This is a genomic window from Micromonospora sp. NBC_01699 (genome assembly GCF_036250065.1).
Lineage (GTDB): Bacteria > Actinomycetota > Actinomycetes > Mycobacteriales > Micromonosporaceae > Micromonospora_G.
In genome coordinates, this window is record NZ_CP109199.1 from 2,279,260 (window position 1) to 2,291,756 (window position 12,497).

14 protein-coding genes and 1 pseudogene are annotated in these 12,497 nt (G+C 68.5%); 6 read left to right on the plus strand and 9 right to left on the minus strand.

Annotated features, from left to right (window positions below; genetic code table 11):
- Positions 1-124 precede the first annotated feature (124 nt).
- Positions 125-1,006, plus strand: a complete 882-nt coding sequence (locus OG792_RS10230; RefSeq protein WP_329109045.1) for a DUF559 domain-containing protein — start codon at positions 125-127, stop codon at positions 1,004-1,006.
- A gap of 120 nt (positions 1,007-1,126) precedes the next feature.
- On the opposite strand, the gene OG792_RS10235 is transcribed toward OG792_RS10230, so the two are convergent.
- The 6 genes and pseudogenes from OG792_RS10235 to trmB form a co-directional block, all read right to left on the minus strand.
- Positions 1,127-1,819, minus strand: coding sequence for a hypothetical protein (locus OG792_RS10235; protein ID WP_329109046.1), 693 nt, complete (start codon positions 1,817-1,819; stop codon positions 1,127-1,129).
- Between the two features lie 253 nt (positions 1,820-2,072).
- Positions 2,073-2,142 (minus strand): annotated as a pseudogene (locus OG792_RS34660) (dihydrofolate reductase family protein); the annotation flags it as partial.
- Positions 2,142-2,648 (minus strand): SRPBCC family protein, encoded by a 507-nt coding sequence (locus tag OG792_RS10245; RefSeq protein WP_329109049.1) that lies wholly within the window; start codon positions 2,646-2,648, stop codon positions 2,142-2,144. The pseudogene OG792_RS34660 and the gene OG792_RS10245, both read right to left, overlap by 1 nt.
- Before the next feature lie 3 nt (positions 2,649-2,651).
- On the minus strand, positions 2,652-2,993 hold the full coding sequence (locus OG792_RS10250; RefSeq protein ID WP_329109050.1) for an ArsR/SmtB family transcription factor: 342 nt from the start codon (positions 2,991-2,993) through the stop codon (positions 2,652-2,654).
- An 88-nt stretch (positions 2,994-3,081) separates the two neighbouring features.
- The gene (locus tag OG792_RS10255; RefSeq protein ID WP_329109052.1) at positions 3,082-5,583 is read right to left on the minus strand and encodes a DEAD/DEAH box helicase; all 2,502 of its coding nucleotides are present in this window, start codon (positions 5,581-5,583) and stop codon (positions 3,082-3,084) included.
- Between the two features lie 90 nt (positions 5,584-5,673).
- A complete protein-coding gene (trmB, locus tag OG792_RS10260; RefSeq protein ID WP_329109053.1) occupies positions 5,674-6,393 on the minus strand; it encodes a tRNA (guanosine(46)-N7)-methyltransferase TrmB in 720 nt (239 codons plus the stop codon).
- A gap of 130 nt (positions 6,394-6,523) precedes the next feature.
- Here trmB and OG792_RS10265 point away from each other — a divergent pair, with 130 nt between their 5' ends.
- The 3 genes from OG792_RS10265 (at position 6,524) to OG792_RS10275 (ending at position 8,762) form a co-directional block, all read left to right on the plus strand.
- A complete protein-coding gene (locus tag OG792_RS10265; RefSeq protein WP_329109054.1) occupies positions 6,524-7,054 on the plus strand; it encodes a hypothetical protein in 531 nt (176 codons plus the stop codon).
- A gap of 11 nt (positions 7,055-7,065) precedes the next feature.
- The gene (locus OG792_RS10270; protein WP_329109055.1) at positions 7,066-7,923 is read left to right on the plus strand and encodes a class F sortase; all 858 of its coding nucleotides are present in this window, start codon (positions 7,066-7,068) and stop codon (positions 7,921-7,923) included.
- Between the two features lie 110 nt (positions 7,924-8,033).
- Entirely contained in the window at positions 8,034-8,762 is a 729-nt protein-coding gene (locus OG792_RS10275) for a hypothetical protein (protein WP_329109056.1), read from the plus strand.
- Between the two features lie 198 nt (positions 8,763-8,960).
- On the opposite strand, the gene OG792_RS10280 is transcribed toward OG792_RS10275, so the two are convergent.
- The gene (locus OG792_RS10280; protein WP_329109058.1) at positions 8,961-9,242 is read right to left on the minus strand and encodes a hypothetical protein; all 282 of its coding nucleotides are present in this window, start codon (positions 9,240-9,242) and stop codon (positions 8,961-8,963) included.
- Between the two features lie 11 nt (positions 9,243-9,253).
- On the minus strand, positions 9,254-9,433 hold the full coding sequence (locus tag OG792_RS10285) for a hypothetical protein (RefSeq protein ID WP_329109060.1): 180 nt from the start codon (positions 9,431-9,433) through the stop codon (positions 9,254-9,256).
- Between the two features lie 1,577 nt (positions 9,434-11,010).
- Between OG792_RS10285 and OG792_RS10290 the strand changes: the two genes are divergently transcribed.
- Both OG792_RS10290 and OG792_RS10295 read left to right on the plus strand, forming a co-directional pair.
- Positions 11,011-11,808: a helix-turn-helix domain-containing protein gene (locus OG792_RS10290; protein WP_329109061.1), complete on the plus strand. Its 798-nt coding sequence runs from the start codon at positions 11,011-11,013 to the stop codon at positions 11,806-11,808.
- A complete protein-coding gene (locus tag OG792_RS10295) occupies positions 11,799-11,990 on the plus strand; it encodes a DUF397 domain-containing protein (protein ID WP_329109063.1) in 192 nt (63 codons plus the stop codon). The genes OG792_RS10290 and OG792_RS10295 overlap by 10 nt, the downstream gene beginning before the upstream one ends.
- A gap of 145 nt (positions 11,991-12,135) precedes the next feature.
- Here OG792_RS10295 and OG792_RS10300 read toward each other — a convergent pair whose 3' ends face one another.
- Entirely contained in the window at positions 12,136-12,465 is a 330-nt protein-coding gene (locus OG792_RS10300) for an antibiotic biosynthesis monooxygenase family protein (protein ID WP_329109065.1), read from the minus strand.
- Positions 12,466-12,497 lie beyond the last annotated feature (32 nt).

The window sequence follows — 12,497 nt, forward strand, 5'->3', positions numbered from 1 at the left end:
GAGAATGAGTGGTTATCCGGGCCCGGATAACCACTCATTCTCTACATTAGTGCCCTGCGGAGCGGGTTATCCACAGGGGGTTTTGGGGCGGGGGTGGGTGGGGGAGGGTGGGGGGATGGGTCGAATGGCTTGGCGTCCGGTGGAGCTTGTGGGAAGGGTGTTTTATGGGCGGGATGTGGTTAATCGGGGAGTGTTGACGAAGAATCAGTTGCGTAGTGGGGCTTGGCGGCAGGTGCTGCACAATGTGTACGCCGATTCTCGGGTCGAGATATCTCATCGGACTCGGTGTCGGGCGGCCGCCAACTGGTTGTTCCCGCCCGGTTGTCTGCTTGCCGGCCGCTCCGCGGCGGCGCTGTACGGCGGCGTCTCCCCGGCTGCCGATGCGCCGGTCGAGGTGCTTGTTCGGCCCGAGTCTCGGTTCGGGCCGATGCGGGGAATGTCTGTCCACGTCGCGACCTGGGATGAACGAGAAGCACACCGGATCGACGGGATTCCGGTCACCGGGATTGAACGGACCTGTTGGGATGTTGCCTGCTGGGCGGAGCCGGTGGAGGCGGTTGTCGTTCTCGATTCGCTGGCGGCGGCCGGTGCGGTCACCGTTGCGCGGCTGCGCGACTATGCGTTGGCGCATGCCGGCGACCGAGGCTGGCGGAAGCTGGTCCGCGCGGCGGAACTCCTGGACGGTGGTGCCGGGTCGCCACAGGAGAGCCGGCTGCGGGTCCGGCTGGTGCTGGCCGGGCTGCCCGTCCCGATCACCCAGTACGTGATCGCCCGGGCGGGACAGTTTCTCGCCCGTGTCGATCTCGCCTGGCCGGATCGCAAGGTGGCCGTGGAGTACGACGGCCTTTGGCACAACGACCCGTCCCAGTTCCACCGGGATCGGCAACGACTCAACCAGTTGGTACGGGACGGCTGGATCGTCATCCACGTGACCGCCAAGCGCCTACGCGAGGACTTCGACGGCATCGTCACTGAAATCCGCGCCGCACTCGGGTCCCGTCGCTGACTCCGCGCTGGCTGCCAGAGGGGACGGATGTAGAGAAAGAGTGGCTATCCGGGGCCTGGATAGCCACTCTTTCTCTACACGAGTGAGGATCTTGGTGGTGGGGCGGGTGGGGCGGGTGGGTTAGGCGGCGGTGGACCAGATGGCGCTGAAGGCGACGGCCTCGCCGGCCAGCCAGCGTTCGACCTGTTCGGCTCGGGTGGACGGGTTGCGGCGGTGGGTGACGCCCCGGCGCAGGTCGACCAGCACCGGCTCGGCGTGCGGGAGCACCTGGTCCATGTGCCGGGCCATCAGGTGCAGGCTGGCCAGCACCAGTTCGTCGCTCGGCGGTGTCTCGTCGAAGTGCAGCCGGACCGCTTCGGCGTGACCGTCGGCGAACCGCAGGCCGAGGTGTGGGTTGATCTTGACGGGTAGCCCGCCGAGCAGGCCGAGCGCGTCGTGCGTCTGCGCCAACTCGATCGAGCGCGGGTCGCCGAGCGAGTTGAGGTACGCCAGCGCGCCCGGCACCAGCGCCTGGTAGAGCGGGCGCCAGCGGGGCTTGACCAGATCGGGAACCTGGTTCAGGTGGGTGCCGCCGGTGTGGAACGCCAGGTCGGCCTTGAGCGCCTTGACGAACTGACCGTGCGGGTTGAAGCCGGAGCGGCTGGCCCGCTGCTTGCGCAGCCCGCCGACGAAGTTCGCCTTCGCCGGGCCGGTGCGGTCAACGTAACGGGAGAAGGCGAGCAGGGTCGCGTAGGGCAGGACAGGGGCGGCGGGCTGGGTGGCGGCGGCGGGCGCGGTGGTTGCGGTTGGCGCACTGGAGGCGGGCGCAGTCACGGCTGTCCTCCCAGGTCAGGAGCTGGATTAGTACACCCATTCTAATTGATCGGCACCGCTCCGCCCAGCCGAAAACGGCCGTACCGGACAGCGAAATATTGCTGTCCGGTACGGCGAGATTTGCCGCGTCCGCCCGAACCTTGCGAGTGTCCGGTTACCGAAGGACGCCGCGCGTGCGCCTACCGCTCCCGGACGGCGTAGGTCAGGTGTGTCACCCTCGGGGAGGGCTCCGCGCACTGCTGCCCCATCAGGTCCCCGAGGGACTCGGGCGCGATGAACCCGTCCAGCGACATCGACACGCTGAAGAACACCTTCCCGGCCATCAGCCCCCAGCTCCCCTTCGAACGATCTCGGTGACGTAGGCAGCCAGGTTGCTCAGGGTCTGCTGGCCGCCCTCGATCGCGTGGTACTTCTCGACCGCCTCGTCGCGCAGCTGCCTGGTGGGGAACACCGTGCGCATCTCGATCCGGGTCGCCGCGCCGTCGAGCGCGAACGTCAGGACCGACTCGAAGGCGTTCGGGTCGCCGCGGGACTCACCGTGGCGCAGCGCGATCCGCTCCGGCGGGGCGATCTCGGTCCAGGAGATCCACTCCTGGTAGTCCGTCCCGTCCGGTCCGTGCATCACGAAGTCCCACTCCCCGCCGACGCGGAACTCGAACGCCCGCGTGGTGGTGGTGAACCCCTCCGGTCCCCACCATCGCGACAGGTGCCGGACCTCGGTGAACGCCTCGAACACCAGCTCCCGTTGCGCGTCAATGAGCCGGGAGATCACGATCTCGCGGTCGGCCGTCGCTGACCGCGCCGGCGCGTCCCGTCCTGTCGTTGCCATCGGTCACTCCTCCTGCCTTGCCTGCTTGAGGTCCTGCACATACGCGTCCAGCCGGTCGAAGCTCTCGTTCCAGAACCGCTCGAACCCGCCGGTCCACTCGTGGATCGGTCGCAGCCCGCGGGCGTCGAGGCCGTACAGGCGCTGCTTGCCCGCCCTGCGGTCCCGCACCAGCCCGACCTCCCGGAGCACCCGCAGGTGTTTGGACGCCCCCGGCTGGGTCATCCCCAGCTCCTGGGCCAGTTCGGTCACCGGCCGCTCACCCGCCCGCAGCAGTGACAGGATCTCCCGGCGCTGCGGCTCGGCGATCGCGTTGAAGACGTCCGACGTCGTCGCTGCTCGTGCCATGAGCGCCATCATATGCCGTTATCGGTATACGTCAAGCCAGACGAATCAGAGGCGCCCGGACCTCGTTGGCTCAGCCCAGCGCGGGCGGCTAGAGCTGGCCGACCTCGGTCACCCGGACGACCGCCGCGCCGGCCTCGTCGGAGGCGGCCAGGTCGATCTCCGCGCTGATGCCCCAGTCGTGGTCGCCGTTCGGGTCGTCGAAGATCTGCCGGACCGTCCATTTGTCCCGCTGCTGGTCGAGCAGGAGCAACGCCGGGCCGCGCGCCGCCGGACCGGTGCCGATCTCGTCGTACGCCTCGAAGTAGGGCTCCAGCGCGTCGGCCCAGTCGTCACCGGTCCAGCCGAACTCGGCGTCCAACTCGCCCAGCTCGTCGTAGCGGCGCAGGGCGGCCAGTTCGACCCGGCGGAACATCGCGTTGCGTACGAGCACCCGGAACGCGCGCAGGTTGCCGGTGACGGCCGGCGGGCGCAGGTCGACCACCTGCTCGACGCCCTCCTCGGTCGGGTTGCGCAGCCGCTCCCACTCGTCGATCAGGCTGGAGTCGACCTGGCGGACCAGCTCGCCCAGCCACTCGATGAGGTCGATCAGCTCCTCGGTCTTGGCGTCCTCGGGCACGGTCTGTTTGACCGCCTTGTACGCGTCGGCCAGGTAGCGCAGGACCAGCCCCTCGGAGCGGGACAGCCCGTAGAAGGCGACGTACTCGACGAAGGTCATCGCGCGCTCGTACATGTCCCGGACGACGGCCTTCGGGGCGAGCTGGTGGTCGGCGACCCACGGATGGCCCTGCCGGTACATCTCGTACGCGGCGTCGAGCAGTTCGGCCAGCGGCTTGGGGTGGGTGACGTCGTTGAGCAGCTCCATCCGGGCCTCGTACTCGATGCCGTCGGCCTTCATCTGCTGGACTGCCTCGCCGCGCGCCTTGAACTGCTGGGCGGAGAGAATCTGGCGCGGGTCGTCCAGGGTCGCCTCGATGACCGACAGGGCGTCGAGCGGGTACGTCGGCGACTCCGTGTCCAGCAGCTCGATCGCGGCCAGCGCGAACGGCGACAGCGGCTGGTTGAGCGCGAAGTCGAACTGGAGGTCGACGGTCAGCCGGACCCGCCGGCCGGACGCGTCCGGCTCGTCGAGTTGTTCGACCACGCCACCGGCGAGCAGCGCCCGGTAGATGGCGATCGCCCGGCGGATGTGCTTGCGCTGGGCGGCCTTCTCCTCGTGGTTGTCGGTGAGCAGGTGCCGCATGGCGGCGAACGCGTCACCGGGCCGGCTGATCACGTTGAGCAGCATCGAGTGGCTGACGTGGAAGCTGGAGGTGAGCGTTTCCGGCTCGGCCTCGATCAGCCGCTCGTACGTCGGCTGGCCCCAGCCGATCGAGCCCTCCGGTGGCTTCTTGCGGACCACCTTGCGCCGCTTCTTCGGGTCGTCGCCCGCCTTGGCGAGGGCCTTCTCGTTCTCGATCACGTGCTCGGGGGCCTGCACCACCACCCGGCCCATGGTGTCGAACCCGGCCCGACCGGCCCGCCCGGCGATCTGGTGGAACTCGCGCGCCTTGAGCAGCCTGGTCCGTATGCCGTCGTATTTCGACAGGGCGGTGAACAGCACGGTCCGGATCGGCACGTTGATGCCGACGCCGAGGGTGTCCGTACCGCAGATGACCTTGAGTAGTCCGGCCTGGGCCAGCGTCTCCACCAGTCGGCGGTACTTCGGCAGCATGCCCGCGTGGTGTACGCCGATGCCGTGCCGGACCAGCCGGGACAGCGTACGGCCGAAGCCGGCGGTGAACCGGAAGTTGCCGATCGCCTCGGCGATGGCGTCCTTCTCGGCCCGGGTGGAGATGTTGATGCTCATCAGCGCCTGGGCTCGTTCCAGGGCCGCCGCCTGGGTGAAGTGCACGACGTAGACCGGCGCCTGGTGGGTGGTGAGCAGCTCTTCGAGCGTCTCGTGCATCGGCGTGGTCACGTACGAGAAAAGCAGTGGCACCGGCCGTTCGGCGTTCTTGACCACGGCGGTGTCCCGCCCGGTACGCCGAGACAGGTCATCGGTGAACCGGCTGACATCGCCCAGCGTGGCCGACATCAGCACAAACTGCGCCTGGGGCAGCTCGATCAGCGGCACCTGCCAGGCCCAGCCCCGGTCCGGCTCGGCGTAGAAGTGGAACTCGTCCATGATCACGAGTCCGACGTCGGCCTGGTCGCCGTCGCGCAGCGCGATGTTGGCGAGGATCTCGGCGGTGCAGCAGATGATCGGCGCGTCCTCGTTGACGCTGGCGTCGCCGGTGAGCATGCCGACGTTCTCCGCGCCGAAGACGTCGCAGAGGGCGAAGAACTTCTCCGACACCAGCGCCTTGATCGGGGCGGTGTAGAAGCTGACCCGGTCACCGGCGAGGGCGGCGAAGTGGGCACCGGTCGCCACCAGGCTCTTACCGGAGCCGGTCGGGGTGCTCAGGATGACGTTGGCGCCCGAGACGATCTCGATCAGCGCCTCTTCCTGATGGGGGTAGAGGGTGAGCCCCTGATCCTTGGCCCAGTTGGCGAAGGCGTCGAAGAGCAGGTCTGGGTCGGGGCTGCCCGGCAGCTGATCGGTGAGCGTCATGGCCGGTCAATCGTGCCTGGATCACCCCGCCAACGCCAATCCACCTCCTGTCCACCCCCTGGGTGCTCAGCGGCGGGATCAGCGGCGGGATCAGCGGCGGCGGAAGATCAGGTCGAAGATCGGGCGGCCGGCGGCCAGCGCACGCCGTTCGAACTTGGTCACCGGGCGGTGCTCGGGCCGGGGCGCGTACCCGGCGTACGCGTTGACCAGGGCGGGTTCGTCGGTGAGCGTCTGGCGCATCTGCTGGGCGTACTCGGGCCAGTCGGTGGCGCAGTGCAGGGTTCCGCCGGCAACGAGCCGGGAGCAGAGCAGCTCGACGTGGGCCGGCTGGACCAGCCGGCGCTTGTGGTGCCGCGCCTTCGGCCACGGGTCGGGGAAGAAGACGTGCACCGCGTCCAGGCTCGCCTCGGGCAGGCAGTGCAGCAGCTCGATCGCATCGCCCCGGGCCACCCGTACGTTGGTCAGCGCGCGACGTTCGGTGACCGCCAGCAGGTTCGCGATTCCCGGCGTGTGCACCTCGACCGCGAGATAGTCTCGGCCAGAGTCGGCGGCCGCCATCGTCACGGTGGCGTCGCCCATTCCGGAGCCGATCTCCAGCACCACCGGGGCCCGGCGACCGAACAGGGTGGACAGATCCACCTGCACCTCGGGTGGGTCCGGCACCATCAGTCCCCAACTGGGCCAGAGCCGGTCCAGCGCGTCGAGATGCCGCCCGCTGAGTCGACCCCGGCGGGGATGGAAGGTGCGGATCCCGACGACCTGCCGTGCGGGCACGGTGGTGTCGGTCGGGGGGTGGTCGGTGGAGGTCACAGGAATGTGAGCCTACGCGATCAGCGAGAGCGAACGCGTGTGCTCGTCGTCACGCAATGAGAGAATCTTTTCCGTACGGCAGGCCAGGTGCTGCCCGCCAGGTGCTGCCCGACGGGTGCCGGGAGGTGTCATGGCGACTCCACATCGACGTGCTGGCGCGCTGCTCGCCGCCACCCTCGCCCTCTCCGGCGTCCTGCTCGTGCCGTCCCCGGCCCTGGCCGGTGACATCTACGTGCAGCTCAGCCCGAGCACCGTCGAGGCCGGCTACCTGGTCGGCATCCGGGCCAGTTGCAGTGACAACACCATGCCGGCCACGGTCGAGTCGGCGGGCTTCGGCACCGTCACCGCCCAGCCGCAGGACGGCCTGTTGACCGCGGCCGCGCTGGTGCCGGAGGGCACCGATGCCGGCACGTTCCGGGTCAAACTCAACTGCCCGGACGGCCGCAACGCCTCGACCATGCTGAACGTGGTGGCGGCCGGTCGGCCCAAGCGCGGCCCGGCGACCGGTTTCGGCGGTTCCGCCGGCCCGGACGCCGGCACGCTGCTGCTCGGCGGCGGGCTCGCGGTCACCCTGATCGGCGGCGTACTCGGCCTGGTCGCGCTGCGCCGCCGGTCCGGGGCCGTGCCGTCCGCACCGGTCCGTCGCCAGCACAACCCCTGATCGGTACGCCGATGGCCCGCCCGTCCTCCGCCGGCCGCCCGGCCAACCCGTCCCGGTCGACCAACCAGTCCCGCTCGGGCGCTGGTCAGCCCCGGTCCACCGGGGCACCGTCCCGCCCGGCGGACCAGTCCTGGTGGACGTCGGACCACACCCGTCCGACCACCGCTCGCCGCCCCGGCCCGGCCCCGGCCCCGGCCCGTACGGTCGCCCAGCCGGCGCCCCGACCCCGGCCCGGTCGCTCGGAGAAGCCCAGCCGCCGCCGCTGGATCGGGCCGCTGGCGGTGGTCCTCGTGCTGGTCGGCGTCTTCGCCACCGGTGCCGGGCTCGGGCAGTCCGGCGGCAGCCTCTGGGCCACCCTGCTGAGCCGATCGGACCGACCGCCGCCGCTGGACTTCCCGGTGCTGGAGCCGAGTCCACCGATCAAGGTGGAGATCGACTCGATAGACGTACGGGCGCCGGTGCACCGGGTCGGGCTCGCCGACGACGGTTCGATCGCCGTACCGGCGCTGGACAAACACAACGAGACCGGCTGGTACGAGCGCGGCCCCACGCCGGGGCAGTTCGGCCCGGCGATCATCGTCGGTCACGCGGACACCCGCGACGGCCCCTCGGTCTTCCACGACCTGTCCAAGCTCCGCCCCGGCGCCCGGATCAGGGTGACCCGCGAGGACCGTTCGGTAGCCATCTTCGAGGTCAACTCGGTCGAGCACTTCGACAAGGCCAAGCTCCCGGATGACCGACTCTACGGCTCGTACGAGCGCCCGGCGCTGCGCCTGATCACCTGCGGCGGCCAATGGATCGGCGGCAGCATCGGGTACGCGGACAACATCGTCGCCTTCGCCTCCCTGGTCGACTCCCGCGACGCCTGACCCCCGACCGCCGTTCACCCACCCGGTGGATTCAACCCGTGATGAGAAACGGATTCGCGTGGTCGGCGAGGAGGATCGAGGCGGGATCATCCTCTAGAAATGGGGCAGCCATGCGGAAGCTGACCACCGTGGTGGGGGCCGCAGGGTCCGTACTGCTCCTCGTCCTGGTGCTCGGCGCGAGCGCTCCGCTGATGGCTCCGGCCGACGCCACCGCGACCACTGGGACCATCGGCCCGAAGGAGCCGCGTCCCCCTCAACTGCCGGCGGACTTCCGGGGAACCGGCCGATACATAGTGCGTGACCTCGGTATAGACGTTCCCTTCACCTGGCAGGGAAGGGGCGGCGACAGTCAGATGATCGCCGGGGGACCGGAGCATCCAATCTGGTTCACCAATCTGATCTACCAGAACACGCTCTACACGCTCACGTACAAGTGGCCGAACATCCCACTGGACCCACCGCGCCCGTGCAGCAAAATTCCAGGAGTCTTCAATCGCGAGATTCTGAACGAGACGCTGAGGACCGCCCGCTTCGTGGGACCGGAGGTCCTGCAAGGCCGCAAGGACCGGTACGTCGATCATTGGCGGGTCGGTGTCGTCGGCGGTTTCACCGAGCCGGGTGAGTTCTTCCGTTTCCCGATCGCGCTCGGTGATGTCTACGTTGACCAGCGGGATCCGAGCCGGTGGTGGCAGGTGTTGCAGTTCGGCTTCCAGAACCTCTTCGACCCGCAACTGGACGAGTGGTTCACGATGACAACCTTCAGCCACCTGCCGGGGCAGGTCACGCTCCCGGCAAGATGCCCGCCTCCCACGCCCCCGGACCACACCCGGCCGATGTGACCCGTGACCAGCACCACCACACCCGCCAACCGACGCCGTCGGGACACCCCGGGCGGACGTATAACGCGTTCTTCTCGTACACCATCTTTGACGTACGCACACAAAAGATGGTGTACGAACTAAAAGCATGAGTTTCCCTGGCGGCGCCCTGCTGCCCACCCGGCCACAGTTGGTAGTGCCTCGTCGGCCAATTTGCGGTCAGATCGCCCGTAGTCGGCGGCGGACCGGTGGGTCGTGGACCCAGCCGATGAAGCGGGTTTCGGCCTGTTCGGGGGTCAGGTCGGGCAGGGTCGCTGTTGCCTTGTCGCGGAAGCCGCCCATCACTTCGGCGAGTCGGGGCCGGTTTCCCTGGTAGAGGGACCACATGCGGCGGCGGAAGACCTGGCAGGGCCATTCCTCGTTGTCGTCCTTGCACCGCCAGTCGTCGCCCGGCCGGTGCGGGGCGCCCTTCGGGTCGCCGTCGTCGGGGTCGTGTTCCACGGTTCCTCCGTTCAGAGCAGGTGGACCCGCTCGGTGCTGCCGTCGGGGTTCCGCACCGTGAGGCTTCCCTCGCCTTGTTCCGTCAGGTGGAGGACCAGGTCGAAGGCGACCAGTGCCCGGTTGATCGTGTCGGTCTTCGTGTCCCGTGACCGGGCGCACGCCGAGGTGAGTGCGTCGACCGCGCGGGGCATCAGGTTGACTGTGATCTTCGTGAGCGTCGACCGGTCCGGGTCAGCCACGACGACGCTTGCCGATCTCGATCATGGGTATCGTCGGGGCGGGTGGTCGGGTCTTGCGCGTCCAGCATGGGCAGGAGCATGGTGCCCACGGCAGCCATGACTTCGACCCCGGCTTGACCCAACCCCCGCACCGGTCGCACTTCCTGTTGTCGCTGCCGCAGTTCATGCACAGCGGCCCGTCCGCCGCCGGGGTAGGCGGCTCGTCCGTCACCGGGCCTCCAGTGGCACCGGTGCCATTGTTTGGCGTTCGCGTTGGGCCCAGGCCAACTGCTCGCACCCATCCGCCCGACACTGCGGACACCGCCGACCATTGACATGACCCCGAAGCGTCATCCCGGCGGCCCACCAGATACCGGCCCTCGTCAACGGCTCATCCTGCCTACTCACAATTCACCTTCCTCTGCACCGTTCTGCGTACCGGTGCACACGTCCCGCGCGAGAGCCTGAAGAAACTCGATCGCACGATCCATATACGGGCACCCGTACTGGGTACAATGGAGGCAGACCGGCCGCCAGAGGCGCGAATTACGGTGCCGCATAACCTCACTCCGAGCGATCCACTTCAACGTCTCAATACTCAATTCCCCACCCATCAGTCACACGACGGGATTCCGCCGGACGCGCCCGGCCCCTCACCGGAGATCTCCGGAGCGGCGGTCGGGTTCGTCTCGTCATCGCTCACAGATGCGCCTCCATCTCGAACAGCCGGGTGAACATCGCGCAGCAGGCGCGGCAGTACGCAGGGACCGGCACATCGTCGCGTCATGACCACCGACTCGGGTCGCTCGCGGTCGGACACCGCACACACCCGAACGGACACGGAGGCCGGTGGTAACCCGGAAGCGCAGTGGTCCGCACGACACCAACCCAACCCGCCACCCGCTCACCGTCCGGACCCAGCTCCACCCCCACCAGGGCAACCCAATCCGTACGACCCAAGTCCACGTCAACGGGGTAGTGCGTCACCCGCAGACGCAGGTCCTGCCAACCCTCGGGCCACTCGAACGGCCCATGACCGAGCAGGTACGACGTCGGATCGATCGTGAACACGTCACCGACCTTGACCAACGGCTCATCGGGCATGCCGGCCCCCGTTGCGGGGCACGCGGTGGTCCGTGCGCTGCCCGAACATGAGCAGCGGCCCCAGGTTCATCGTCGGCGCGTCGGCTCGCGCCGGGCGGGCCAGTGGAGGCGGAGCAGCGGGTGGGACGGGCGGTTGCGCTTCGGTGCTTTCGAGGGCCCAGGGCCATAGGCGGCTTCGCCATCGGCGGTAGTCGAACATCGCATCTCCTCAGTGTTGAAAGCGGAGCAGCCCGGCTGGGAGTCCGGGGTAGCCCCGCGCAGTCCCGCCCGTCCCTGTGGATGTGGGCGACATCCGATGGGTGTGAATTCGAGCGGAACTGCTTAGTGACAGTCTGATGAGGACTGCACTACCGTCGATAGAGGTGCGCAGGGTCTGTGCAGGTCAGGGCCTGATCGAGCAATCGAGCGCAACGGGACGGAACACGCGAGCAACGGATGGGGAATCGATGAGCGAATTGATCGAATATGTCCTGGAGGAGCTGCGCTTGGCGCGCACCGATCGCGACATGAGTCAGGAGGAATTCGGGAAAGCTATCGGATACTCCGGGTCACATGTCAGCTCCGTCGAGACCGGCCAGCGTCCGCCGACGCCTCCGTACGTCGATAAGATCGATGAGGTGTTCAAGACCGGCGGTAGGTACGCGCGGATGATGCGCAGGCTGGCGAAGCTCGAACTCTCCCCAACCTGGCTGCGGCAGTGGATTGAGTACGAGGCAGCCGCACTCACGCTTCGCTGGTACGAGGCAACCTGTGTACCAGGACTTATGCAGACCGAGGCGTACGCGCGGGCAACGTTGGCGGGCGGGCGGTTCACTCCGGAGGAAGTCAGCCAGGCGGTGGCGTCCCGACTGGACCGACAGAAGATTCTGGAGCGCGAGACGCCACCTCAACTGAACGTGATCATCGATGAGCAAATCATCCATCGACCGGTGCTCGATCGGCCGGGATTGATGCTGGCTCAGTGCGAGCGAATTATCGAACTGGGGGAGCTTGACCATGTTCAGGTTGGGCTAGTACCGGCCGACGCGGGAATGTACATCGGGATGTCCGGACAGTTCATCATCGCCGAGCTGCCCGATGGGCGGCGGGTCGCGCATGCGGACAACCAGCTCCGCGCACAGATCGTTGATGATGCTAGTGATGTTGCTAGGCTGGCCCAGACGTGGGAGATAGTCCGGAATCACACCCTCCCAGGTCGGCAATCACTCCAGCGGATCAAGGAAGTGGCAAAGACATGGACGTGACCGGCGCCAACTGGCGGAAGTCGACCAAGTCCAGCGGCAACGGCGGGTCGTGTGTGGAGGTAGCCGACAACCTCCCCGGGCGCGTCTTCGTGCGGGACACCAAGGACCGTGACGGCGGCACCCTGGCCTTCGGACCGAGCGCGTGGCGGGCGTTCGTCAACCTCGCCAAGCACCACCACTAGCAAACCTCGCACCGCCCCCGTGACCGGACCGGCGCGGGGGCGGCGCTGTGTCCGGGCCGGGGCGACGACGCTGGGCATCGCCTACGCCGAGAGCCCCGTCACCGTCGCGCTGGGCGCCGCCCGCGACCCTGACCGGTCGGGCCGGCTACGCGGCCGGCGGGCCGGCGAGCTGTACGACCTCGAACTCCAGCAGGTTGGCGCCGGTGGAGACCGGCTTGGGGCGCTCGCCGGGCGTGGTGCCGCCCTGGCCGTGCGTTGCCTGGGACGGGCCGGCGGCCCACGCCTGGTACGCCTCCTCGCTCTCCCACTTCGTGTAGACGAAGTAGCGGGTCTCCCCGCCCACCGGGCGGAGCAGCTCGAAGCCGAGGAAGCCGGGCTGCTTGTCCACCGCGCCCTTGCGGGCGGCGAAGCGCCGTTCCAGTTCCTCGCCCGCGCCCGGAGGGACCTCGATCGCGTTGATCTTCACGACTGCCATGGCACCCAGCCTAGGGGCTGCGCCGCCCGACG

Excerpts from the sequence above, each read along its gene's own strand:
- OG792_RS10270 (WP_329109055.1), top strand. The coding sequence starts at position 7,066 with ATGGCCCGCCCGTCCTCCGCCGGCCGCCCGGCCAACCCGTCCCGGTCG.
- OG792_RS10275 (WP_329109056.1), top strand. The coding sequence starts at position 8,034 with ATGCGGAAGCTGACCACCGTGGTGGGGGCCGCAGGGTCCGTACTGCTC.
- OG792_RS10230 (WP_329109045.1), top strand. The coding sequence starts at position 125 with ATGGCTTGGCGTCCGGTGGAGCTTGTGGGAAGGGTGTTTTATGGGCGG.
- OG792_RS10255 (WP_329109052.1), bottom strand. The coding sequence starts at position 5,583 with ATGACGCTCACCGATCAGCTGCCGGGCAGCCCCGACCCAGACCTGCTC.
- OG792_RS10245 (WP_329109049.1), bottom strand. The coding sequence starts at position 2,648 with ATGGCAACGACAGGACGGGACGCGCCGGCGCGGTCAGCGACGGCCGAC.
- OG792_RS10290 (WP_329109061.1), top strand. The coding sequence starts at position 11,011 with ATGAGCGAATTGATCGAATATGTCCTGGAGGAGCTGCGCTTGGCGCGC.
- OG792_RS10295 (WP_329109063.1), top strand. The coding sequence starts at position 11,799 with ATGGACGTGACCGGCGCCAACTGGCGGAAGTCGACCAAGTCCAGCGGC.
- OG792_RS10250 (WP_329109050.1), bottom strand. The coding sequence starts at position 2,993 with ATGGCACGAGCAGCGACGACGTCGGACGTCTTCAACGCGATCGCCGAG.
- OG792_RS10285 (WP_329109060.1), bottom strand. The coding sequence starts at position 9,433 with ATGCCCCGCGCGGTCGACGCACTCACCTCGGCGTGCGCCCGGTCACGG.
- OG792_RS10265 (WP_329109054.1), top strand. The coding sequence starts at position 6,524 with ATGGCGACTCCACATCGACGTGCTGGCGCGCTGCTCGCCGCCACCCTC.
- OG792_RS10300 (WP_329109065.1), bottom strand. The coding sequence starts at position 12,465 with ATGGCAGTCGTGAAGATCAACGCGATCGAGGTCCCTCCGGGCGCGGGC.